At 77.1% G+C, this 21314-nt stretch carries 25 protein-coding genes; 17 read left to right on the plus strand and 8 right to left on the minus strand.

Translation table 11 applies throughout. From position 1 onward, the window contains the following. Window positions 1-91 precede the first annotated feature (91 nt). Genes BUE37_RS15425 through BUE37_RS15435 form a run of 3 tightly spaced genes read left to right on the plus strand, consistent with a single transcriptional unit; the run spans window position 92 to window position 1694 of the window. Window positions 92-529, plus strand: a complete 438-nt coding sequence (locus tag BUE37_RS15425) for a DUF4395 domain-containing protein (protein ID WP_073421219.1) — start codon at window positions 92-94, stop codon at window positions 527-529. Window positions 530-566: 37 nt separating this feature from the next. Beyond that, entirely contained in the window at window positions 567-1394 is an 828-nt protein-coding gene (locus BUE37_RS15430) for a sulfurtransferase (RefSeq protein WP_073421220.1), read from the plus strand. 6 nt (window positions 1395-1400) lie between these two features. After that, complete coding sequence (locus tag BUE37_RS15435; RefSeq protein WP_073421221.1) at window positions 1401-1694, plus strand: DUF1416 domain-containing protein; 294 nt, start codon at window positions 1401-1403, stop codon at window positions 1692-1694. A gap of 57 nt (window positions 1695-1751) precedes the next feature. On the opposite strand, the gene BUE37_RS15440 is transcribed toward BUE37_RS15435, so the two are convergent. Then, window positions 1752-2990 carry a PP2C family protein-serine/threonine phosphatase gene (locus BUE37_RS15440; protein WP_245794641.1) on the minus strand — a complete coding sequence of 413 codons (1239 nt, stop codon included), beginning with the start codon at window positions 2988-2990 and terminating at the stop codon, window positions 1752-1754. Window positions 2991-3083: 93 nt separating this feature from the next. Further along, window positions 3084-3809, minus strand: coding sequence for a DUF4184 family protein (locus tag BUE37_RS15445; RefSeq protein WP_073421914.1), 726 nt, complete (start codon window positions 3807-3809; stop codon window positions 3084-3086). A 68-nt stretch (window positions 3810-3877) separates the two neighbouring features. On the opposite strand from BUE37_RS15445, the gene BUE37_RS23425 reads away from it, so the two are divergent. From BUE37_RS23425 to BUE37_RS15460, 3 genes are read left to right on the plus strand one after another with little or no spacing between them, the layout of a single operon-like run. Further along, the gene (locus tag BUE37_RS23425; RefSeq protein ID WP_073421223.1) at window positions 3878-4114 is read left to right on the plus strand and encodes a hypothetical protein; all 237 of its coding nucleotides are present in this window, start codon (window positions 3878-3880) and stop codon (window positions 4112-4114) included. Between the two features lie 37 nt (window positions 4115-4151). After that, window positions 4152-4688, plus strand: coding sequence for a heme-binding beta-barrel domain-containing protein (locus BUE37_RS15455; protein ID WP_073421224.1), 537 nt, complete (start codon window positions 4152-4154; stop codon window positions 4686-4688). Continuing rightward, the gene (locus tag BUE37_RS15460) at window positions 4685-6385 is read left to right on the plus strand and encodes a DUF885 domain-containing protein (RefSeq protein WP_073421225.1); all 1701 of its coding nucleotides are present in this window, start codon (window positions 4685-4687) and stop codon (window positions 6383-6385) included. Before BUE37_RS15455 ends, BUE37_RS15460 begins: the two co-directional genes overlap by 4 nt. Here BUE37_RS15460 and BUE37_RS15465 read toward each other — a convergent pair. Continuing rightward, a complete protein-coding gene (locus BUE37_RS15465; RefSeq protein WP_073421226.1) occupies window positions 6382-7083 on the minus strand; it encodes a TetR/AcrR family transcriptional regulator in 702 nt (233 codons plus the stop codon). The two genes, BUE37_RS15460 and BUE37_RS15465, sit on opposite strands and share 4 nt — an antisense overlap. A gap of 128 nt (window positions 7084-7211) precedes the next feature. On the opposite strand from BUE37_RS15465, the gene BUE37_RS15470 reads away from it, so the two are divergent. Continuing rightward, window positions 7212-8144: an NAD-dependent epimerase/dehydratase family protein gene (locus BUE37_RS15470; protein WP_073421227.1), complete on the plus strand. Its 933-nt coding sequence runs from the start codon at window positions 7212-7214 to the stop codon at window positions 8142-8144. A 7-nt stretch (window positions 8145-8151) separates the two neighbouring features. Here BUE37_RS15470 and BUE37_RS15475 read toward each other — a convergent pair whose 3' ends face one another. Both BUE37_RS15475 and nhaA read right to left on the minus strand, forming a co-directional pair. Further along, window positions 8152-8850, minus strand: coding sequence for a hypothetical protein (locus BUE37_RS15475; RefSeq protein WP_073421228.1), 699 nt, complete (start codon window positions 8848-8850; stop codon window positions 8152-8154). Between the two features lie 319 nt (window positions 8851-9169). Then, window positions 9170-10513 (minus strand): Na+/H+ antiporter NhaA, encoded by a 1344-nt coding sequence (gene nhaA / locus BUE37_RS15480; protein WP_073421229.1) that lies wholly within the window; start codon window positions 10511-10513, stop codon window positions 9170-9172. A 150-nt stretch (window positions 10514-10663) separates the two neighbouring features. Between nhaA and murD the strand changes: the two genes are divergently transcribed. From murD to BUE37_RS15525, 9 genes are all read left to right on the plus strand, one after another. Further along, a complete protein-coding gene (gene murD / locus BUE37_RS15485) occupies window positions 10664-12034 on the plus strand; it encodes a UDP-N-acetylmuramoyl-L-alanine--D-glutamate ligase (RefSeq protein ID WP_073421915.1) in 1371 nt (456 codons plus the stop codon). After that, a complete protein-coding gene (locus BUE37_RS15490) occupies window positions 12027-13355 on the plus strand; it encodes a MurL-like N-terminal domain-containing (protein WP_073421230.1) in 1329 nt (442 codons plus the stop codon). Before murD ends, BUE37_RS15490 begins: the two co-directional genes overlap by 8 nt. 27 nt (window positions 13356-13382) lie before the next feature. After that, the gene (locus BUE37_RS15495) at window positions 13383-13832 is read left to right on the plus strand and encodes a Fur family transcriptional regulator (protein ID WP_073421231.1); all 450 of its coding nucleotides are present in this window, start codon (window positions 13383-13385) and stop codon (window positions 13830-13832) included. A gap of 4 nt (window positions 13833-13836) precedes the next feature. Beyond that, the gene (ygfZ, locus tag BUE37_RS15500; RefSeq protein WP_073421232.1) at window positions 13837-14943 is read left to right on the plus strand and encodes a CAF17-like 4Fe-4S cluster assembly/insertion protein YgfZ; all 1107 of its coding nucleotides are present in this window, start codon (window positions 13837-13839) and stop codon (window positions 14941-14943) included. After that, window positions 14940-15509, plus strand: coding sequence for an RsiG family protein (locus BUE37_RS15505; protein WP_073421233.1), 570 nt, complete (start codon window positions 14940-14942; stop codon window positions 15507-15509). The genes ygfZ and BUE37_RS15505 overlap by 4 nt, the downstream gene beginning before the upstream one ends. Next, window positions 15506-16477: an asparaginase gene (locus tag BUE37_RS15510; protein ID WP_073421234.1), complete on the plus strand. Its 972-nt coding sequence runs from the start codon at window positions 15506-15508 to the stop codon at window positions 16475-16477. The genes BUE37_RS15505 and BUE37_RS15510 overlap by 4 nt, the downstream gene beginning before the upstream one ends. A 100-nt stretch (window positions 16478-16577) precedes the next feature. Further along, the gene (locus tag BUE37_RS15515; protein ID WP_083628746.1) at window positions 16578-17123 is read left to right on the plus strand and encodes a helix-turn-helix domain-containing protein; all 546 of its coding nucleotides are present in this window, start codon (window positions 16578-16580) and stop codon (window positions 17121-17123) included. Then, window positions 17120-17839 carry a hypothetical protein gene (locus tag BUE37_RS15520; RefSeq protein WP_073421235.1) on the plus strand — a complete coding sequence of 240 codons (720 nt, stop codon included), beginning with the start codon at window positions 17120-17122 and terminating at the stop codon, window positions 17837-17839. The genes BUE37_RS15515 and BUE37_RS15520 overlap by 4 nt, the downstream gene beginning before the upstream one ends. A 121-nt stretch (window positions 17840-17960) precedes the next feature. Beyond that, a complete protein-coding gene (locus BUE37_RS15525) occupies window positions 17961-18245 on the plus strand; it encodes a DUF2516 family protein (RefSeq protein WP_073421236.1) in 285 nt (94 codons plus the stop codon). A gap of 15 nt (window positions 18246-18260) precedes the next feature. On the opposite strand, the gene BUE37_RS15530 is transcribed toward BUE37_RS15525, so the two are convergent. The 3 genes from BUE37_RS15530 to BUE37_RS15540 are packed head-to-tail and all read right to left on the minus strand — an operon-like array spanning window position 18261 to window position 20236. Next, on the minus strand, window positions 18261-18470 hold the full coding sequence (locus BUE37_RS15530; protein WP_073421237.1) for a PspC domain-containing protein: 210 nt from the start codon (window positions 18468-18470) through the stop codon (window positions 18261-18263). A gap of 51 nt (window positions 18471-18521) precedes the next feature. Continuing rightward, window positions 18522-19382, minus strand: coding sequence for a spermidine synthase (locus BUE37_RS15535; protein WP_073421238.1), 861 nt, complete (start codon window positions 19380-19382; stop codon window positions 18522-18524). Further along, a complete protein-coding gene (locus BUE37_RS15540; RefSeq protein WP_073421239.1) occupies window positions 19379-20236 on the minus strand; it encodes an SAM-dependent methyltransferase in 858 nt (285 codons plus the stop codon). The genes BUE37_RS15535 and BUE37_RS15540 overlap by 4 nt, the downstream gene beginning before the upstream one ends. A 59-nt stretch (window positions 20237-20295) precedes the next feature. On the opposite strand from BUE37_RS15540, the gene BUE37_RS15545 reads away from it, so the two are divergent. Further along, window positions 20296-21297 carry a UDP-N-acetylmuramate dehydrogenase gene (locus BUE37_RS15545; protein ID WP_073421240.1) on the plus strand — a complete coding sequence of 334 codons (1002 nt, stop codon included), beginning with the start codon at window positions 20296-20298 and terminating at the stop codon, window positions 21295-21297. Window positions 21298-21314: the final 17 nt, after the last annotated feature.

Raw genomic sequence — 21314 nt, forward strand, 5'->3', positions numbered from 1 at the left:
TGCCGCGTCGGCAGCTGCCTGTGTCGCGCCTCCTGAGGGCGGTACCGCTCCGCCCAGACGTGCCCTGACCGCCGTCCGGAGAGCCCATCCCATGTCCCAGAGCTCCACGCGCACGGTCGACGTGCGCGGGCCCCGCGCCGCCGCGTGGGTCACCAGCGCCGTGCTGGCCGTCGTCCTGCTCACCGCGAGCGGCTGGCTGGCCGCGGCGCAGGCCGCCGTCTTCGCCGTCGGCGCGGCCGCCGGCCTGCGGTACGCGCCCTACGCCGTGCTGTACCGCACCCTGCTCGCCCCGCGGCTGGGCCCGGTGCGCGAGCGGGAGCCCGAGGCGCCGGTGCGCTTCGCCCAGCTCGTCGGGTTCGTGTTCGCCGCCGTCGGCGCGGCCGGCTACCTGCTCGGCGCGCCGGTCCTCGGCGCCGTCGCCACCGGCCTCGCGCTGGTGGCGGCCCTGCTCAACGCGGCCACGGGCTTCTGCCTCGGCTGCGAGCTGTACCTGACCGTGCGCCGGGTCGTCCCGGCGCGCACCGCCTGACCCGACCGCACACCCACCACAGGGAGGAACACCCCCCATGAGCCGCAACGACGTGCTCGTCAGCGTCGACTGGGTCCAGGAGCACCTGGGCCAGCCCGGCATCGTCCTCGTCGAGGTGGACGAGGACACCAGCGCCTACGACGGCGGCCACATCGAGGGCGCCGTCAAGCTGGACTGGAAGAAGGACCTCCAGGACCCGCTGCGCCGCGACCACCTGGACAAGACCTCGTTCGAGAGCCTGCTGTCCTCGCGCGGCATCGGCAACGACGACACCGTCGTCCTCTACGGCGGCAACAACAACTGGTTCGCCGCCTACGCCTACTGGTACTTCAAGATCTACGGCCACCGCGACGTCAAGCTCATGGACGGCGGCCGCAAGAAGTGGGAGCTGGACGGCCGCCCGCTGTCCAAGGACGCCGTCGAGCGCCCGGCCACGCAGTACCAGGCCTCCGAGCCCGACCTGTCGATCCGCGCCTTCCGCGACGAGGTCGTGGCCTCCATCGGCTCGAAGAACCTCGTCGACGTGCGCTCGCCCGACGAGTTCTCCGGCAAGATCCTCGCCCCCGCCCACCTGCCGCAGGAGCAGTCGCAGCGGGCCGGTCACGTGCCCACCGCGATCAACATCCCGTGGAGCAAGGCGGCCAACGAGGACGGCACGTTCAAGAGCGACGAGCAGCTCGCCGAGCTGTACGCCGAGCAGGGCTTCGACGACAGCCGCCCGACCATCGCCTACTGCCGCATCGGCGAGCGCTCGAGCCACACCTGGTTCGTGCTGCGCGAGCTGCTCGGCAAGTCCGACGTCAAGAACTACGACGGCAGCTGGGTCGAGTACGGCTCGCTCGTCGGCGTGCCGATCGAGAAGTGAGCTGACATGTGCGGAGCCCCGAAGCAGGGCGGTGCCCTCGCCGGCATCGACCTGGACACCCAGACGGTGATCCAGGGCCAGGTGTGGCACGACGGCGCCCCGGTGGCCGGTGCCTACGTCCGGCTGCTCGACGCGACCGACGAGTTCACCGCCGAGGTGGTGACCAGCCCCGAGGGCGAGTTCCGGTTCTTCGCCGCCCCCGGCACCTGGAAGCTGCGCTCGCTGGCCCCCGTCGGCCGCGGTGAGCGCGTCGTCGAGGCCGAGGTCGGGCTGACCGAGACGACCGTCGTCCTCGACTGACGAGGGATCTCCTCGCCCCCACGGAGCCCCTCCCGGCCGCGGCCGGGAGGGGCTCCGTCACGTCGCGGGGTGCTCGGGCGGCAGCCGGTTCGGCCCGGCCTCCGGCGGGCGCGGCCGGTCCTCCGGATAGGCGCGGACGGCCACCAGCGCGACGTCGTCGGCGCCGGCCGCCGGCACCATCCGCGCCAGCAGCGTGTCGCACAGCTCCTCGAGCGGCGTCGTCCCGAGGTCGCGCAGCGCCTCGCGGAGCGCGGCCAGCCCGCCGTCGAGGTCGGCGTCGCGGCGCTCGACCAGCCCGTCGGTGACCAGCAGCAGCGTGTGCCCGTCGGCCAGCTCGGCGGTGTGCTCGGCGCGGCGGGCGTCGGGGTCGACACCGAGCATGAGGTCGGCGCGGGTCTCCAGCAGCGTCGTCGTGCCGTCGGGGGCGAGCAGCACCGGCGGCAGGTGGCCGGCGTTGCTCCACCGCAGCACCCGGGTGCCGGCGACGGGGACGTCGGGGTGCCGCTCCACGCGGGCCAGCACGACCGTCGCGAGCGTGCTGACGTCGAGGCCCCGCGCGACGTGCTCGAGGCGGGCCAGCGTGGCCGCGGGGGAGCGGTCGCCGTCGTAGGCCAGCGCCCGCAGCAGGCCCCGGACCTGGCCCATCGCCGCCGCGGCGGAGCTGTCGTGGCCGACGACGTCGCCGATCACCAGCACGGTGGCGCCGTCGGGCTGCAGGAAGGCGTCGTACCAGTCCCCGCCCACCCGGGCGCCGACGGTGGCCGGCCGGTACCGGACGGCGACGTGCAGGTGGTCGGGCTCCGGCGGCGGGGTGAGCAGCGCCCGCTGCAGCCGGTCGGACAGCATGCGGTCGGCGGCGTTCTGGGCGGTCAGCCGGCGCAGCTCCTCGGCCTGCCGCCGGGCGGCCAGCCGGTCGGTGAGGTCGCGGAAGGAGACGACGACGCCGCTGACCCCGCCGTCCTCGACCATCGGCACGGCGACCAGTTCCACCGGCACCGCGGTGCCGTCGGCGCGCCAGAAGACCTCGTCGTCGGCCGACACCGTCCGCCCCGTCGTGAGCGCCTGCCAGACCGGGCACTCGTGGCGCGGGTAGGGCCGTCCGTCGGGCCGGGTGGCGTGCACCAGGGCGTGCTGGTCGTGGCCGAGCTGCTCGGCGGCCGTGCGGCCGGTGATGCGCTCCGCGGACGGGTTGACGAACTCCACGCGGCCGGCCCGGTCCAGGCCGTAGATGCCGTCGGCCACGGTCGCGAGCACCCGCTCGTGCCGGGCCGCCGTCCGCGCCAGCTCGGCCTCCACGCGGGACAGCCCGCCGTCGGCCGCCGGTCCTCGCCTGTCGATCGCGCCGTCCTCCTCGGTCTCGCTGGTGTCACACCAGCCTGCCCCATGGGCTCAGCCGCGGCGCGCCCACAGTGACCAGGCCAGCGCGAGCAGCACCGCGGCGGCCGACGCGGCACCGCCCCCGGCGAAGGCGGCCGCGACCGCGGCCGACCGCGGGTCCGGCGCCCCGGCCGCCCGCGCAGCCCCCGCGGCGGCCGCGACGAGCGCCAGGACCGCCCAGGGCGCCCACCACCACTGCGTGGTCCCCGGGGCCGCCCGCGGCGGTGTCCGCCGCCACCACCGGCCGGTCCAGGCCGCGAGCAGCAGCGCCCCGGCCAGCCCGCTCCCGTCCTGCGCCCAGGCGGTGCCCGGCGCGCCGGCCCAGGTGCGCCCGAGGGCGGGCACGAGCTCGGTGCCCAGGCGGCCGGGATGGGTGAACTCGTCCCACAGCACGTGCGTGGCGGCGCCCACGGCGAGCGCGGCGAGCACCCGCACCGGCGCGCGCAGCCGCCGCCGCAGCCCGGGCGCCGCCGACCCGGGCAGCCGTGCCGCGAGCCCGGCGGGCGCCCAGGCCAGGGCCGGGCGGGCGAGCAGCCCGTGCCAGACCGCCCAGAGCAGCGCGCCGAGCACCACGTCGGTGGTGACGACGGCGAGCGGGGTGTGCGTCCGGAGGCCGAGGGTCGACGGCAGGTACAGCGGGACGTCGGGCGCCAGGCTCCCGGCCACCAGCGCCGAGGCCGGCAACCCGGCCCGCAGGATCGGCAGCACCGCGGCGGGGTGGCTCCCGGTGAACGGCACGGCCGCCATCGTCCCCGGCGCGGCGGGTCCGCCGTCCGACCCCGGCCGGGCGCGCCTACCGTGGCGCCGTGGTCGCCGCGTGGGTCCTCGTCGCGCTCGCCGCGCTGCTGGCGCTGGGCTGCGCGGTCGCCGTCGGGCGGCTGGCCCGGCCCGGGGGCCGCCCGCGCCGGGAGCGCCGGGCCGCCGACCGTGCCGCCGCCCGCAGCGCCGACCGGACCGCCGCCCGCGCCGCCGCCCGCAGCACCGACCGGCCTGCCGCCCGGGCCGCCGTCCCCCCGCCGGGCCGCGGGGCGCGCGGCCGCTGACTACCGTGGCGGGCATGCCTCCGCGGGACGCCGGCCGGTGACCGGCCCGACCGAACTACCCGTCGCCGACACCGTCGACGTCCGCTCGGGACCCGAGGTGGCCCACGGGCTGCTGTCGGTGCTGCCGCTGCTCGGCGAGTGGCACGGCGAGGGCGTGCTGGCCGGCGGGGACGCCGGCGACCGGCGCTTCGGCCAGTGGATCCGCTTTGCCCACGACGGCCGCGACTTCCTCGCCTACGAGGCCCGCGCCTGGCTGATCGGCGACGACGGCGCCGTGGCGGGGCCCGCCACCCGCGAGTCGGGCTTCTGGCGGCCGCGCGGCGAGGACGACGTCGAGCTGCTGGTCGCCAGCCCCGACGGGCTCATCGAGCTCTACGTCGGCACGGCGCGGACCACCACCAGCTGGGAGCTGACCAGCGACGTCGTGGCCCGCACGCCCGACGCGCCGGACACCACGCGCGCCGTGCGGCTGTACGGCATCGTCGACGGCGCGCTCATGTACGCCATCGACCGGGCCGGCGCCGACACCGACCTGCGGCCCACCATGTCGGCCCGGCTGGAGCGCCTCCGGTGACCGCCCCGGGCGCCACACCCCGGCAGGTGGCCGACCGCTACGTCGACGCCGTCTGCGACCTCGACCCGATCGTCGCGACGTCGCTGGGCACCCGGCCCGGCGACGACCGGCTGCCCGACCCGAGCCCCGCGGGCATCGAGGCCGAGGCCGAGCTGACCCGCCGCACGCTGGCCGAGCTCGACGCCGTCCTCGCCGCCGACCCCGCGTTGGACGCCGACCCGGTCGAGCGCCGCTGCGCCCGGCTGCTGCGCGAGCGCCTCGGCGCGGAACTGCTGGCCCACGACGCGGGCGAGGGCTTCCGCGCGCTGTCGAACCTGTTCAGCCCGGTGCACTCGATCCGCTCGGTGTTCCTGCTCATGCCGACCGCGACCGACGACGACTGGGGCGTGGTGGCCCGCCGGATGGCCCGGGTGCCCGAGGCGTACCGCGGCTACCTCGACACCCTGCGCGAGGGCGCCCGGCGCGGCCTGCTCGTGGCGCCGCGGCAGGTGTCCACCGTCGTCGGCCAGCTCGGCGAGTGGCTGTCCGGGCCGTTCTTCGCCGGCCTGGCCGCCTCCGGCCCGGACGCCGTGCGCCGCGACCTCGACGCCGCCGCACGCGCGGCCGACGCCGCGGTGGCCGAGGTCCGCGACTTCCTGCGCGACGAGTACCTCCCGCGGGCCGAGGGCACGCCGGACGCCGTCGGCCGCGACCGCTACGCCGTCGCCGCCCGCCGGTGGAACGGCTCGGACCTCGGCGCCGGGCAGGGCCTGGAGGAGGCCTACGCCTGGGGCTGGGGCGAGCACCGGCGGCTGCTGGCCGAGCAGCGGGCCGAGGCGGAGGCGCTGCGGCCGGGGTCCTCGCCGAGGGAGGCGATGGCCTGGCTCGACGAGCACGGGCCCGCCGTCGACGGCGTCGAGGCGATCCGGCAGCGCCTGCAGGCGATGATGGACGAGGCGATCACCGCGCTCGACGGCACGCACTTCGACCTCGCCGAGCCGGTGCGCCGGGTGGAGGCGATGATCGCGCCGCCCGGCAGCGCGGCCGCGCCGTACTACACCCGCCCGGCGCAGGACTTCTCCCGCCCGGGCCGCACCTGGCTGCCGACCCTGGGCCGCGAGCGCTTCCCGCTCTGGGACCTCGTCTCGATCTGGTACCACGAGGGCGTCCCCGGCCACCACCTGCAGCTCGCGCAGTGGGCGTACGTCTCCGGCGACCTGTCCACCTACCAGACGTCGCTCGGCTCGGTCAGCGCCAACGTCGAGGGCTGGGCGCTGTACGCCGAGCGGCTCATGGACGAGCTCGGGTACCTCACCGAGCCCGGCGCCCGCCTCGGCTACCTCGACGCCCAGCAGCTGCGCGCGATCCGGGTGGTCATCGACATCGGCATGCACCTGCGGCTGCCCGTCCCCGCCGACGCCGAGGGCGTGCTCGCCGGGCACCGCGGGGAGCCGTGGACGCCGGAGCTCGCGCGGGCGTTCGCCGGCGAGCACCTGGGCAGCGACCCGGCCTTCCTCGACAGCGAGCTCATCCGTTACCTGGGCCTGCCCGGGCAGGCGATCAGCTACAAGCTGGGGGAGCGGGCCTGGCTGGCCGGCCGGGCGGCGGCGCAGCGGGCCCGCGGTGCCGCGTTCGACCTCAAGGCGTGGCACATGGCGGCGCTGTCGCAGGGGTCCCTGGGCCTCGACGACCTCGAGGCGGAGCTCGCGGCGCTCTAGCGGGCCGGGCCCAGCCCGACCAGCGTCCCCAGCTCGGCCACCACGCGGGCGAAGTAGGCGTCGGCGTCCTCGACCGACCCCACCAGGTGGCCGAACAGCTCGAAGCTGATGCTGCCGAACAGCGAGCTCCAGGCCAGCAGGGCGCGCACCCGGACGGCGTCGTCGACCCCCGGGGCACCCTTCCCCAGGACCTCGACGGCGGCGTCGCCGATCAGCCCGGGCACCCGGCCGTTCCCACCGTCCCCGCTGCCGCCGGTCAGCCGGCCGGCGCGGGCTGCGTCGCCCAGGATCGTGCCCAGCACGATCCCGACCCGCGACGCGGCCGGCACCGTGTCGCGCGGCGCCGAGTAACCGGGCACCGGCGAGCCGTAGAGCAGCGCGTACTCGTGCGGGTGCGCCCGCGCCCAGTCCCGCACCGCACCGCACACCGCGGCCCAGCGTTCCTCCGGCCCGGCGGCCGGGTCGTCGGCGGTCTCGGCCGCCGTCCCGAGGGCGTCGTAGCCGTCGATGATCAGGCGGGTCAGCAGGTCGTCGCGGCTCGGGAAGTAGCGGTAGACCGCCGACGACACCATCCCGACGTCGCGGGCCACCGCCCGCAGCGAGAGCGCGGCCGCGCCCACCTCGGCGAGCTGCCGGCGCGCGGCCGCGGTGATCTCGGCGGTGATCTCTGCGCGGACGCGCTCGCGGGCGGTGGGCACCCGCGCATCCTCCGCCGGCGAGAGCGGCGGACGCAAGAGAGAGCACCGCTCTTGACTCTGGGTCAGGCCGGTGGGAGCGTCGTCCTCGAACGAGAGCACCGCTCTCGCCGACCGGACGAGGAGTCCTCATGGCACTGCACGTGATCGTGGGCAAGGGCCCCGTGGGCACGACGACGGCGGACCTGCTGGCCGCCCGGGGGCACGAGGTGCGCGTCCTGTCGCGCAGCGGCGGGGTCTCCACGGGCGCCGTCGAGCACCGCCGGGTGGACGCGGCCGACGCCGCCGCGCTCACCGCCGCCACCGCCGGCGCGGCCGCCCTCTACAACGCCGTCAACCCGGCCTACCACCGCTGGACCACCGACTGGCCGCCGGTCGCGGCCGCGCTGCTCACCGCCGCCGAGCGCACCGGCGCCGTCCTGGTGACCATGTCGAACCTCTACGTCTACGGCCGCCCTGCCGGGCCGATGACCCCGGACAGCCCGCTGGCGGCCACCGACACCAAGGGCCGGGTGCGGGTGGCGATGTGGCGCGACGCGCTGGCTGCCCACGAGGCCGGCCGCATCCGGATGACCGAGGCGCGCGCCGGCGACTTCGTCGGCCCGCAGGTGCCGGCCGCCCAGTCGCACCTCGTGCGGCAGCTGCCGGCGCTGCGCCGCGGCCGGCGCGCCTGGGTGGTGGGCGACCCCGACGCCCCGCGCAGCTGGACCCACCTGCCCGACGTCGCCGCGACCCTGGCCGTCCTCGGCACCGACGAGCGCGCGCTCGGGCGGGCCTGGCACGTGCCGAGCGGCGCGCCGCGCTCCCAGCGCCAGGCCCTCGGTGACCTGTCCCGCGCGCTGGGCCGGGCGCCGGCACCGGTGAGCGGCCTGCCCTGGCCGGTGCTCACCGCGATGGGCTGGTTCTCGCCGATGATGCGCGAGGTGGTCGACGTGCGGCACCAGTTCGACCAGGAGTACGTGCTGGACGCCTCGGCGACCGAGCGGACCTTCGGCCTGGCCGCCACCCCGTGGGACGAGGTGGTCGCGGCGACCGCCGGCGCCCCGGTGGGCGCGCGGGTCTGAGCCGGGCTCAGCCCCGGGCGTCGACCCGGTTGACCGGGTCGCTGTCGGGGGTGACCGGGTCGCCGGGCAGCGCCGGGGCGACCTCCAGCCGGCTGGCCAGCAGCTCGTCGACGGCCGCGACGCTCGCCCCGACGTAGGTGCTGGTCAGCGCCGGGTCGGTGACCACGCACCAGGACCGGTCGGCCGGCCACCACAGCGTGGCGCTCTGCTCGCGCGGCTCGGGGGCGAAGTTGGTGGCCGCCCGGTCGACCGGGGCGCGGACGAGGAGCAGGTCGGCGCGGGGGAGGCGCAGCCGCGGCAGGTCGGCCGCCCCCTCGTCGTCCCAGCCGAACCAGCACTCGCCGGGGCCGGCGGTGTGCGCGGCCAGGACGGCGGCGAGCTCGCCGGCGACGTGCGCGGCGAGGTGACCCTCGGCAGGGGCGTCGTTCCACAGCCCGGGCTGGTCGTCCTCGCCGAGGTACTCCCACGAGCCGGTGATGCCGGGCCACTGCATGAGCCGGTGCGGCGTCGTCCCGTTGGCCGCGGCCACCTCGTCCCAGCGGACGAAGACGTCGGTGTCGCCCTCGTAGCGGACGGCGGGGTGGAACACCCGGGCGTGCGCGGGGAACACGGCGGGCACGAGGGCGGCCACGGTGTCGGGCGGAGCGGCGCGGACGGCGTCGGCGATCCAGCGGCCGGCCTGTGCGGTGCGCCCAGCGGTCTGCACGGCCGCTGCTCCCTCCCCCGGAGAACGGACAACCCCCGGGCTGCTCCGCGGCGCCTCGAGAGGAGGCAGCTCGCGGGCCGACTGGACAAGTGTCGGCGGCCCGGGGGTCGGGTGACTGTCCGGTTCTCGCTCGCCGCCGTGCGACGGACGGGCGATCAGTGCCTCCGCTCGGATTCCACTCCGAACGGGCGGCCCATCTGGACGGCGGCTAGCGGACAGCCACCTCACGAGTCCGATAAGAATTCAATTGTTCGGACCACCTCCCCTCTCGTGTACCTCGACGGTACGTCGCCGTTCCGGGGGTCTGCAACGCCGTTCTTCAGCCGTCGGTGAACGGCCGCGGGCGGGGGGTCCCCGGAGCGTCCGGTCCGCGCTGGTAGACGTCGGGGATGCCGTCGGCGTCCTCGTCGACGGACTCGAGCTCCTCGATGCGCCGGTACCGGCGGTTGCGCAGCCGCAGCACCACGGCGGCCAGCAGCGCCGACACGACCGTCCCCACCAGGACGCCGACCTTCACGTGGTCGTCGCGCTCGCTGCCGGTGCCGAACGCCAGCTCGCCGATGAGCAGCGACACGGTGAAACCGATGCCGCCGAGCAGCGCCATGCCGACGAGGTCGGGCCAGCCCAGCTCGTCGGCGAACTCCGCCCGGGTGAACCGGGTGACCAGCCAGGTCGCGCCGACGATGCCCACGACCTTGCCCACGACCAGTCCGGCGACGATCCCGAGCGCGACGCGGTCGCCGAGCGACTCCACCAGCCCGGACAGGCCGCCCACGGTGACGCCCGCGGCGAAGAAGGCGAAGACCGGCACGGCGATCCCGGCCGAGATCGGCCGGAAGCGGTGCTCGAGGTGCTCGGCGAGCCCCGGGCCGGCGTCCGGGCCACCGGCCGCCTCGCTGCGCACCACCGGGACGGTGAAGGCGAGCAGGACGCCCGCGACCGTCGCGTGCACCCCGGACTCGTGGACGAACACCCAGGTGAGCACCGCCAGCGGCAGCAGCAGCCACCAGGAGCGGACCCGCCGCTGCACGAGGAACCCGAAGACGGCGAGCGGGACCAGGGCCAGCGCGAGCCACCCCGCCGCCAGGGACGACGTGTAGAAGACCGCGATGATCGTGATGGCCAGCAGGTCGTCGACGACGGCGAGCGTGAGCAGGAACGTCCGCAGGGCGCTCGGCAGGTGCGTGCTGATGACGGCCAGCACGGCGAGCGCGAAGGCGATGTCGGTGGCCGTCGGGATGGCCCAGCCGCGCAGGCCGTCGCCGCCCAGGTTGACCAGCGCGTAGAGCACCGCCGGCACGACCATCCCGCCGACCGCGGCCGCGACCGGCAGCACCGCCCGGCGCGGGTCGCGCAGGTCGCCGGCGACGAACTCGCGCTTGAGCTCCAGGCCCGCGACGAAGAAGAAGACCGCCAGCAGCCCGTCGGCCGCCCAGGTGCCCAGGGTCAGGTCCAGGTGCAGCGAGGCCGGGCCCACGCGGGTGTCGCGCAGCGCCTCGTACGCCCCGCTCCAGGGGGAGTTGGCCCAGGCGAGCGCCACGACCGTGCCGGCCAGCAGCAGCAGGCCGCCGACGGTCTCCCGGCGCAGGACCGCGGCGATCCGGCTGGCCTCGGTCCAGGAGCCGCGGGCGAAGACGCGGGTGGACCCGTGGGGGGCGTTCATGGGGCGGCTCCGGCGGGAGAGGGGTCGGCTCGGCCCTGCCCGCTCAGGGGCAGCTCGCCGACCAGACTTCCCGGCACACCGTCGTCCACCGTATCGGCACCCGCCCGTCGTCGCCGTCCGGAGTGGGGGGCGCTCCGTAGAGTGGTCGCCGTGGACCCCCGCCCGGCACCTCCCCCGCGGGAGCGGTCCCTCCGGCTCGCCGAGCTGGCCGGCCGCCGGGTGGGCGTGTGGGGCCACGGCCGCGAGGGGCGCGCCGCCGTCCGGGCCGCGCTGGACGCCGGCGCGGCCGCCGTCCTCGTCGCCGACAGCCGGCCGGTCGACCCCGCCGCCCTGCCGCCGGGCGTGACCGCCACCGCCGACGTCGCCGACCTCGCCGGCTGCGACGTCGTCTTCCGGTCGCCGGGGATCAGCCCCTACCGCGAGGAGGCGCGGTCGCTCGCCGACCGCACCGTGGTGACCACCGGCACCGGCGTCGCCCTGGCCGAGGCCGCCGCCCGCGGGGTCCCGGTGCTGTGCGTCACCGGCACCAAGGGCAAGAGCACCACCAGCGCGCTGGCCGCCGCCGTCCTCACCGCCGCCGGCCGCCCGGCCGTGCACGCCGGGAACATCGGCACCCCGCTGCTCGACGCCGTGCTCGACGGCGTCGGCGACCGCACGCTGGTCGTCGAGGTGTCGAGCTACCAGGCCGCCGCCGTCCCCGACTTCGCCGGCTGCGGCGCGCTCACCTCGCTGGCGCCCGAGCACCTGGACTGGCACGGCTCGGAGGCCACCTACTTCCGCGACAAGCTGCGCGTCTTCGCCGGCTGCCCCGACCGCTCCGTCGCGGTCGGCGCGCAGGCCCGCCCGGTCGCCGAGCGGTACCTGCGGCCCGCGCAGCTCGTCGACCCCGCCGAGGTGCTGCCCGCGGGCCTCGCCGACGCCGTCCAGCCGGTGCACCTGCCCGGCGCGCACAACCGCAGCAACGTCGAGGTGGCATTGGCCGCCTGCGCCCTGCTGGGCCTCGACCTCGCCGCGACCGCCGACGCCGTCGCCGCCGCCGTCGCCGGCTTCCGGGCGCTGCCGCACCGGCTCGCACCCGTGGCCAGGCTCGGCGGCGTCACCTTCGTCGACGACACGCTGTCGACCACGCCGGTGTCCGTGCTGGCCGCGCTCGACGCGCTCGCCGGGCGTCCGCTCACCCTCATCGCCGGCGGGCAGGACCGGGGCCTGGACTACACCGGCCTGGCCGCGACGTTGGTGCAGCGGCGGGACACCGTCGCGCTGGTCACCGTCCCCGACACGGGGGCGCGGCTGGCCGGCGACGTCCGCCGGGAGGCCGCCGGGGCGGCGGTGCGCCTCACCGAGACGCAGTCCCTGGCCGAGGCGGTGTCGGCGGCGATCGCCGGCACCCCGCCGGGCGGGGTCGTGCTCCTCTCACCCGGCGCCCCCAGCTACAACCGCTTCCGCGACTTCGAGGAGTTGGCAGCCACCTATGAGCAGATCCTCGTCGACTCCGGCGCCGAGCGCGTCCCCGGTGTCTGAGACCGGCGCGTTCGTCGTCGCCGGACGGTCCCTCGACCTCTCCACCGGCGAGGCGGCCTTCTCCTACCGCCTCGGCGACGACGAGTTCACCGAGCGGCTCGTGCTCGACCCGGTGCTGCTCGGCAGCGGGCCGGCCCCGGCGGCGCTCGACGCCGCCCTCGACCTCGTCCACCTGGTCATGGGCACCAGCTACTACAAGCTGGCCGCGCCCGGCCGGGTGGTCGTCGAGCGGCCGGTGACCGCGGCGCAGCTCGCCGTCGCGCGCGCCGCCTACACCGACGGCCTCGGCGAGTTCGCCGCCGTCAACCGGCTGCCGGTGCCGCACCGGGTGGAGTTCGACGCCGAGGTGCGCGAGCCGGGCCAGCCGGTCGAGCCCGGCGGCCGCGGCGCGCTGCTGCCGGTCGGCGGCGGCAAGGACTCCGCGCTCGCGCTCGTGGTCATCCCCGACGGGACGGCGCTGGCGGTCAACCCCACCGGCGCGCAGCGCGACGTCGCCCGCGCGGCCGGCGTCCCGCTGGTCGAGGTGCGGCGCCGGCTCGACCCGCTGCTGGCCGAGCGCACCGCGCAGGGCGGACTCAACGGGCACGTGCCGGTCACCGCGATCAACTCCGCCATCGCCACCCTGGTCGCCGTCCTCGGCGGGTTCGACCCGGTGGTCTTCGCCAACGAGCGGTCCGCCGACGAGGAGACCCTCACCGTCGACGGCGCCAGCGTGAACCACCAGTACTCGAAGTCGTACGCCTTCGAGCGGCTGTTCACCGCGGCCGCCGCGGAGGTGGGCACCGGGTACTTCAGCCTGACCCGGCAGCTCTCGGAGCTGGCGACGGTCGCCGCCGTGGCCGCCCTGCCGCTGCGGGGCGACATCCTCAGCTGCAACCGCTCGTACACGCAGAAGCACATGGGCATCGGCGGGCAGGCCGAGCAGCGCTGGTGCCTGCACTGCGACAAGTGCCTGTTCACCTTCCTCTGCTTCGCGGTGTTCCTCCCGCCGGCCGAGGCGGAGGAGATGTTCGGCGGCAACCCGCTCGCCGACCCGTCGCTGGCCGACGGCTTCCGGCGGCTGTGGGCCACCGAGAAGCCGTTCGACTGCGTGGGGGAGCGGGCCGAGAGCGCCGCCGCGATGGCGCACCTGGCCGCGTCCCGCTCGTGGGGCTCGCAGCCGGTGGTCCGCCTGCTGGGCGCCGAGGCCGCCGACGCCGCGCAGGTCACCGACGCCACCGTCGCCCGGTTCCTCCCGCCGCGCGGCGAGCACGGCATCCCGGCGCGGTACCTGGAGTCGCTGCGGCGGGTGCTGGAGGCCTCGCGCAGCGCCGTCCCGTGAGCACGGGCCGGTCCTAGGCTGTCGCGCGTGTCCGATCCCGGTGCCCCCCTCGCGGAGCGGCTGCGCGCGCAGGGCCTGCGGCTGACGCACCAGCGCCAGCAGGTGCTGGCGGCCGTCGCGGAGCTCGACCACGCCACCCCGGAGGCGATCGGCGCCCGGCTGCGCGAGCAGGCCGGGCCGGGCGGCGCGGCGCCGGACACCTCGACGGTCTACCGCACGCTGGAGCTGCTCGAGCGGCTCGGCCTGGTCTGGCACACCCACGTCGCCAAGGGCGCGCCGGTCTACCACGCCTCCGAGCACCCGCACCTGCACGTGGTCTGCGCCTCCTGCGGGGAGATCTCCTCCGCCGACCCGGAGGTGCTCGAGCAGGCGGCGGAACGTCTGGCGGCCGACCTGGGTTTCACCCTGGACGTGGGGCACGTGGCGCTGTCGGGCACGTGCCGCCGCTGCCGAGAGTCCGGGACGTCCCAGGAGTGACCGCATGAGCACCACCTCCCCCCTCGCCGCGCGAGCGGGCGCCGTCGTCGCCGAGGGCGGCACCGTCGCCGCCCACCACGGCGACCCGCTGCGCGAGCAGCGCCTGCTCGCCGAGGGCGCCGGGCTCGTCGACCGCAGCGACCGCGACGTCCTCGCGATCCCCGGCCCCGACCGGCTCTCCTGGCTGCACAGCCTCACCAGCCAGCACCTCGAGCGGCTCGCCGACGGCACCGGCACCCAGGCGCTGGTCCTCTCGCCGCAGGGCCACGTCGAGCACCACCTCGTGCTCGCCGAGCTCGGCGGCACCACCTGGGCCGACGTCGAGCCGGGCACCGGCGCCGCGCTGGCGACCTTCCTGCAGCGGATGGTCTTCATGCTCCGCGTCGAGCCCGCCCTGGTGACCGGGGACTGGGCGATGCTGACGCTCGTCGGCCCCCGCGGGTCCGACGTGCTCGCCGCCGCCGGCCTGCCCGCGCCGGAGGCCCCGTACGCCGTCGCCGCCCTGCCCGGCGGCGGCTGGGTGCGCCGCATGCCGGCCCTCGGCGACGGCGTCCCCGCGGTCGACCTGCTGGTGCCGCGCGCCGAGCTCGCCGCCCGCGCCGACGCGCTCGCCGCCGCGGGTGCCGGGACCGCCGGCCTGGACGCCTACGAGGCGCTGCGCGTGGAGGCCCGCCGTCCGCGGCTGGGCGCCGACACCGACCACCGCACCATCCCCAACGAGCTGGAGTGGCTCGACAGCGCCGTCCACCTCCAGAAGGGCTGCTACCGCGGCCAGGAGACCGTCGCGCGCGTGCACAACCTCGGCCGCCCGCCGCGGCGGCTGGTGCTGCTGCACCTCGACGGCGTCAGCGAGGACCTGCCGGCTGCGGGTGCGCCGGTGCTGCGCGGGGAGCGCGAGGTCGGCCGCGCCGGCACGGTCGTGCGCCACCACGAGCTCGGCGTCGTCGCGCTCGCCCTGGTCAAGCAGTCGGTGGGCGCCGGCGACGAGCTGACGGTGGGCGGTTCGCGGGCCGTGATCGACCCCGACGACGCCCCCGCCGCGCTCGACGACACCCGGGCCGCCGCCCGCGACCGCGTCCGCGCCGTCCGGTCTGCCACCATCGGGCGGTGACCTCCGCGAGCACCCCTCCGACCCCCGCCGGCGGCGCGGCCGTCGACGAGCTGCTCGACCCGGCCTTCCTCGCCGGCGTCGAGTCCCGCCCGATGGCCGACGTCCGCGGGCTGCGCCGCCGGGCCGAGCAGGAGGAGGTCAACCTCTCCTACACGCGGCGGCTGCTGCAGGGGCGGCTGGACATCGTGCGCCGGGAGCTGCAGCGCCGGGCCGAGCACGACGGCCGCTCGCTGGTCGACCTGCTGCCGGAGATCCTCGCCGAGAAGGGCCGCGGGCCCGCCCACGGCCTGGGCCGCCACCAGACGGTGCAGCCGGCGGCGCCCGAGCGCTACGAGTCCTGGGTGAACGGCCTGACCCGCGGCGTCGACCTGTCCGACGTCGCCGGGCTCCCCGACGCCGAGCTCGAGCAGGCCGCCCGGGCCCTGGCCTCCGCGGAGGGCTCCCTGTCCGAGCGCCGCCGCGGCGTGCAGCAGGTGATGGACGCCCTCGCCGGCGAGCTCGCCCGCCGCTACCGCAACGGCGAGGCCGACGTCGCCGCCCTCCTCGCCGACGAGGCCAGGCACTGAGCGCGCCCTGGCCCGACGCGCCGGTCCTCGTCGAGGTCTGGCGCTCCGGCTTCCTCGAGTCGGTGCACCGCGGCGCCGTCGTCGTGCTCGGCCCCGACGGGGACGTCCGCTGGTCGGCCGGCGACGTCGCCCGCCCCGTGCTGCCCCGCTCGTCCAACAAGCCGGTGCAGGCCACCACCTACCTCGCCGCCGGCTGGCGGCCGCGCACGGGCGAGGAGCTGTCCATCGCCGCCGGCTCGCACGCCGGCGAGGACGGCCACCGCGACCGCGCCGAGGCGATCCTCGCCTCCGCCGGCCTCGACGCGGGCGCCCTCGGCTGCCCGGCCGCGCTGCCCGGGCACGAGGAGACGCGCGCCGCGTGGATCACCGGCGGTCGCGCTCCCGAGCGCCTGGCGTTCAACTGCTCGGGCAAGCACGCCGCGATGCTCGCCGCCTGCGTCGCGGCCGGCTGGCCGACCGAGGGCTACCTCGACCCGCAGCACCCGCTGCAGCAGGCGATCGAGGCCCGCCTGGCCGCCGCGGCCGGCGAGCCGGTGGCCGCGGTCGTCGTCGACGGCTGCGGCGCACCCCAGCACGGCATGTCTCTGGCCGGGCTGGCGCGCGGCCTGCGCTCGCTGGTGGACGCGGACCCCGGGACGCCCGAGCGGGCCGTCGCGGACGCCATGCGGGCCCACCCCTGGTACGTCGCCGGCACCGGCCGCGACGACACCCTGCTCATGGAGGCCGTGCCCGGCCTGCTGGTCAAGGGCGGGGCCGACGGCGTGCACGTCGCCGCGCTGCCCGGCCGCGGCGCGATCGCCTACAAGCTCGACGACGGCGGCGACCGCGGCCGCGCGCCGGTGCTCGCCGCCGCGCTGCGCCGCCTCGGGGTCGACGCCGACGTGCTCGCCCGCTGGTCGGCCCCGCCGGTCACCGGCGGCGACGGCGTCGTCGGTGAGGTGCGGCCGTCGGCGGTGCTGACCACCTGACCCGCGCCCGGGCGGGGACACGCCGGGTGTGAGAGGACTCACGCAGGGGTGCTAGCAGCTGCGCTTGCAGCTGCTAGCACCCCTGGTTACCGTCGAGTACGTGCAGACCCCCGGCGAGTTCGTGAGCGGTCAGGTGAGGTCGGTCCGCGAGAAGGTGGACCAGCTCGCCGGCAGCGTCGCGGAGACCGTCGCGGCCGAGGCCCAGCAGGTCTCGACCGTGCGCTCGCAGGTGGGGGAGTTCATCCGGGAGCAGCGCAGCGCCGCCCGGGTGTCCCTGCGCGAGCTCGCCCGCACCGCGGGGGTGAGCAACCCCTACCTGTCGCAGGTGGAGCGGGGGCTGCGCAAGCCGTCGGCGGAGATCCTGGCCGCCATCGCCAAGGGCCTGGAGATCTCCGCCGAGACGCTCTACGAGCAGGCGGGCATCCTCGACCGGCGCCCCGGCAACCCCGACACGATCGCGGCGATCCGGTCCGACGAGCAGCTCTCCGAACGGCACAAGGCCGTGCTCCTCGAGCTGTACGAGACCTACGTGCGCGAGCACGCCGCCGCCCCGCGGACACCCGGCACCTCCCCGAGCACCGCCCCGAGCCCCGCCCCGCACCGCGTCCCCGCGGACGGGCCCACGATCTCCGAGGAGACAGCATGACCACCGCCACCTCCCTGTTCGAGCAGGTCGCCGAGCGCGGCCGCACGCCGCTGCTGGTCGCCGTCGGCGCCGGTGACCTCGCCGTCACGCAGGCCCGCACCGTCCTCGCCACGCTGCGCTCGCGCGCCGAGGCCCTCCCCGGTGAGGCCCAGGTCCAGGTCGACCTGGCCACCAAGGAGGCCCGCACCCGCGCCGAGCTCGCCGCCGACCGCGCCCGCGGCCTGGCCGGCGCCGTCCGCCCCGAGGCCGTCGTCGGCACCCTGAACACGCTGGTCGAGCAGGCCCGCGCCCAGGCCGCCGGCACCGTCGAGGTGCTGGCCGAGCGCGGCGCCGACGTGCTGCAGGAGCTGCGCCGCCAGCCCGGCTTCCGCCGCTTCGCCGCCAAGGCCGAGGCCGCCGTCGACACCGTCGAGGAGACCGTCGAGGAGGTCATCGAGGACGCCGCCGAGGCCGTGACCGAGGCCTCCGACGAGATCACCTCGCGCGTCCAGAAGGCCGCCTCGAAGACCACCAAGGCCGCCGCCCGCGCGGAGGAGGCCGTCGAGGAGGCCGCCGACTCGGCCAAGGCCACCATCGAGGAGACCGCCGAGGCCGCCGACGAGGCGACCGCCAAGGCCGCCCGCAAGCCGGCCAAGCGCACCACCGCCGCGCGCGGCAAGGCCGCCGGCACCTCGACCCGCGTGAGCCGCACCCGCACCGCCAAGACCACCGACTGACCTCGGTACCCGACCAGGGCCCCGGAGCTGCCGTAGGCGCTCCGGGGCCCTGTCGCGTCCCTGGCCGTGTCCTCCCTGCGGAGGGGTCCCGCGGTCCCTCCCGGCGGGTACCCTCCCCGGCATGGCGTTCGACGCGGTCCTGCTCGAGGCCCTGTACTGGGCCACCCTCGCGCTGACCGTCTGGGCTCTCGTCGACGCGGTCATCCGCCCGGCGCCCAACTACGTGGCCGCCGGGAAGCTCACCAAGCCGGCCTGGGCGGCGATCACCGCGCTGGCCGCGGTGGTGCTCTACCTGTCCGGGCCGATGACCTTCCTCGGCCTGCCCGCCGTCATCGCCGCCGTCGTCTACCTGGTCGACGTGCGGCCCGCGGTCCGCGGGGTGCAGCGGGGCAACAGCCCCTGGTGACCGCGGGCGGCCGGGTCAGTACCGGTCGTCGCGCGGCATGAGCACCCACAGGACCAGGTAGGCGATGAACTGCGGTCCGGGCAGGATGCACGAGACCACGAAGGCCAGCCGCAGGGCGCCGGTCGAGATGCCGTAGCGGCGGGCGATGCCGGAGCAGACGCCGGCGATCATCTTGTTGCGGGTGTCGCGGGCGAGCCGGCGCGGAGCCGGTGCGGGATAGGTCATGCCCCGACCCTAGGCGCGCTCCGGGCACCCCGGCATCGGGGAAGACCCTGGTCAGCGGCTGAACACGCCCGGCGGCGGCTCCGGGGAGGCGACCGCCCCGGCGTCGGTCACCGGCTGCGCGCGGCCCACGAACCGGGCCAGGTCCTCGCCCTCGACCACCCGCGCGGGCATGGGGTCGGCGGCGCAGCGCCGGGTCAGGGCGGCCACCGGCAGCGGCGCGTCCGAGGCCACCGCGACGAGGTTGCCGAACCGCCGCCCGCGCAGCGTGCCGGGCTCGGCGAGCACGCAGACGTGCGCGAAGACCGCCCGCAGCGTGGCCACCTGCCCGCGGGCGAAGCGCAGCGGCGGGCCGTCGGCGACGTTGACGGCCAGGACACCGCCGGGCCGCAGCACCCGGTGCGCCTCCGCGGCGTACTCGACCGTGGTCAGGTGCGCCGGCGTCCGCGCCCCGGCGAAGACGTCGCTGACGACGACGTCGGCGCTCGCCGGCGGCAGCGCCGCCAGCCCGGCGCGGGCGTCGGCGGCGCGCACCCGCACCCGCGCGTCGCGGGGCAGCGGCAGGTGCGCGCGGACCAGGTCGGTGAGCCGCTGGTCGACCTCCACCACCCGCTGCCGCGAGCCGGGCCGGGTCACCGCGAGGTAGCGGGCCAGCGTGAGCGCGCCGCCGCCGAGGTGCACGGCGTCGACCGGCTGCCCCTCGGGCGCCGCCAGGTCGAGCACGTGGCCCATCCGGCGGACGTACTCGAACTCCAGGTGGGCGGGGTTGTCCAGGTCGACGTGCGACTGCGGCGTCCCCTCGACCATCAGCACCCACGAGCCGTCGCGGTCGGCGTCGCCGAGCAGCTCGGCCGTGCCGCCGTCGACCTCGGTGGGACCCGGCGGCACCACCGGGGGGCGCTCGCCGCGCCTCACGACGGCGCCACCGCCGACCAGCGCACCGTCAGCTCGCCGTGCCGCCAGCGCCGCGTGGAGCCCACCAGCGGCCAGCCGTCGTCGGCGAGGGCCTGGACCGCGGCTCCCCACCGCTGCCGTGGCCCGAACGCGGTCAGCCCGGCCGCGGCGGCCCAGGCGGCGTCGAGGGCGCGCAGCAGGTCGTGCACCGGCTGCCCGGGGACGTTGTGGTGGATGAGGGCCTTGGGCAGCCGCTCGGCGAGGTCGGAGGGCCGGTCGAGGTCGGCGACGCGGGCGGCGAGGGTCAGGGTGAGCGGGCCGTCGGCGTCGAGGGCCACCCAGGTCGCCCGCCGTCCCCACTCGTCGCAGGTGCCCTCCACCAGCAGACCGCCGGGGCCCAGCGCCGCGCAGGTGGTCTCCCAGGCGCGCGCCGCGGACGCCTCGTCGTACTGGCGCAGCACGTTGAACTCGCGCACCAGCACCGGGCGCAGCCCCGCGAGCTCGAACCCGCCGACGCGGAAGTCGACCCGCGGCGGGTCGCGGTCGGCCTCGACGGCGGCCACCCGGGCGGGGGCGATCTCCAGCCCGACGACCTCGAGGCCGGGCACGGCGGGGGCCAGCCGGTCGACGAGTTCCAAGGTGGTCACCGCCGACGCGCCGTAGCCGAGGTCGACGACGAGCGGGCGGGCGGCGTCGCGCAGGCGGGGGAGCTGGGTGGCGAGGATCCAGCGGTCGACCCGGCGCAGCCGGTTGGCGTTCGTGGTGCCGCGGGTGGGCAGGCCCAGCGCGCGGGCCCGGCCGGCGGCCAGGCGCGGGTTGGCCCTGCGGGGGGTGAGCGACGCCCGGCGCTTGTGCCCGCTGTCGCCCTCGCTCACCGGACCCGAGGGTAGTCCGCCTCCCCGGCGGGCTGGCGGGCCGTGGCTACCGTGGGCGGGTGCTCGTCCGCTCCGACGCCCGTCTCGCCGACCTCACGACCCTCGGGGTCGGTGGGCCCGTCGACCGGCTGGTCGAGGTCACCACCGCCGCCGACCTGGTCGCCGCCGTCCGCGAGGCCGACGACGCGGGACGCCCGCTGTTGGTGCTCGGCGGCGGCTCGAACGTCGTCGCCCCCGACGCGGGCTGGTCCGGCGACGTCGTGGCGGTGCGCAGCCGCGGCGTGCAGCGGCGCGGCGACGTCGTCGAGGTGCAGGCCGGCGAGCCGTGGGACGACCTCGTGGCGCTCACCGTGGAGCAGGAGCTCGCCGGGATGGAGGCGCTGTCGGGGATCCCCGGCTCCACCGGCGCGACGCCGGTGCAGAACGTCGGCGCGTACGGCCAGGAGGTCGCGCAGACGGTCACCGAGGTGCGCGTCTGGGACCGGACCTCCCGCGAGGAGCGGGTGCTGTCGAACGCCGACTGCGCGTTCGGCTACCGCGACAGCCGGCTCAAGCGCGAGCCCGGCCGGTTCGTCGTCCTCACCGTCACCTTCGCGCTCGACGCGGGCCCGCTGTCCCGCCCCGTGCAGTACGCCGAGCTCGCGAAGCGCCTCGACGTCGAGCTGGGCGGGCGGGCGCCGCTGGCCGACGTCCGCGCGGCCGTGCTGGAGCTGCGGCGCGGCAAGGGCATGGTCGTCGACCCGGCCGACCCCGACACCCGCAGCGCCGGCTCGTTCTTCACCAACCCGGTGGTCCCGCCCGAGCAGGCGGTGCCGGGCTGCCCGAGCTGGCCCGCCGCCGACGGCCGGGTGAAGCTCAGCGCCGCGTGGCTGGTGCAGTCGGCGGGCTTCGGCCGCGGCACCCGCGACGGGCGGGTGGGCACCTCGTCCCGGCACAGCCTGGCGCTGACCACCGAGCCCGGCGCCACGGCGGAGGAGCTGATGGCCTTCGCCGACCGCGTCGTCACCGCCGTCCACGACCGGTTCGGCGTCACGCTGGTCCCCGAGCCGCAGCGGCTCTGACGTCGTCGGCCTGCCGG

The organism is Geodermatophilus nigrescens, from assembly GCF_900129495.1.
Lineage (GTDB): Bacteria > Actinomycetota > Actinomycetes > Mycobacteriales > Geodermatophilaceae > Geodermatophilus > Geodermatophilus nigrescens.

Excerpts from the sequence above, each read along its gene's own strand:
- BUE37_RS15425 (WP_073421219.1), top strand. The coding sequence starts at position 92 with ATGTCCCAGAGCTCCACGCGCACGGTCGACGTGCGCGGGCCCCGCGCC.
- BUE37_RS15430 (WP_073421220.1), top strand. The coding sequence starts at position 567 with ATGAGCCGCAACGACGTGCTCGTCAGCGTCGACTGGGTCCAGGAGCAC.
- BUE37_RS15435 (WP_073421221.1), top strand. The coding sequence starts at position 1,401 with ATGTGCGGAGCCCCGAAGCAGGGCGGTGCCCTCGCCGGCATCGACCTG.
- BUE37_RS15470 (WP_073421227.1), top strand. The coding sequence starts at position 7,212 with ATGGCACTGCACGTGATCGTGGGCAAGGGCCCCGTGGGCACGACGACG.
- nhaA (WP_073421229.1), bottom strand. The coding sequence starts at position 10,513 with ATGAACGCCCCCCACGGGTCCACCCGCGTCTTCGCCCGCGGCTCCTGG.
- ygfZ (WP_073421232.1), top strand. The coding sequence starts at position 13,837 with ATGAGCACCACCTCCCCCCTCGCCGCGCGAGCGGGCGCCGTCGTCGCC.
- BUE37_RS15520 (WP_073421235.1), top strand. The coding sequence starts at position 17,120 with ATGACCACCGCCACCTCCCTGTTCGAGCAGGTCGCCGAGCGCGGCCGC.
- BUE37_RS15525 (WP_073421236.1), top strand. The coding sequence starts at position 17,961 with ATGGCGTTCGACGCGGTCCTGCTCGAGGCCCTGTACTGGGCCACCCTC.
- BUE37_RS15530 (WP_073421237.1), bottom strand. The coding sequence starts at position 18,470 with ATGACCTATCCCGCACCGGCTCCGCGCCGGCTCGCCCGCGACACCCGC.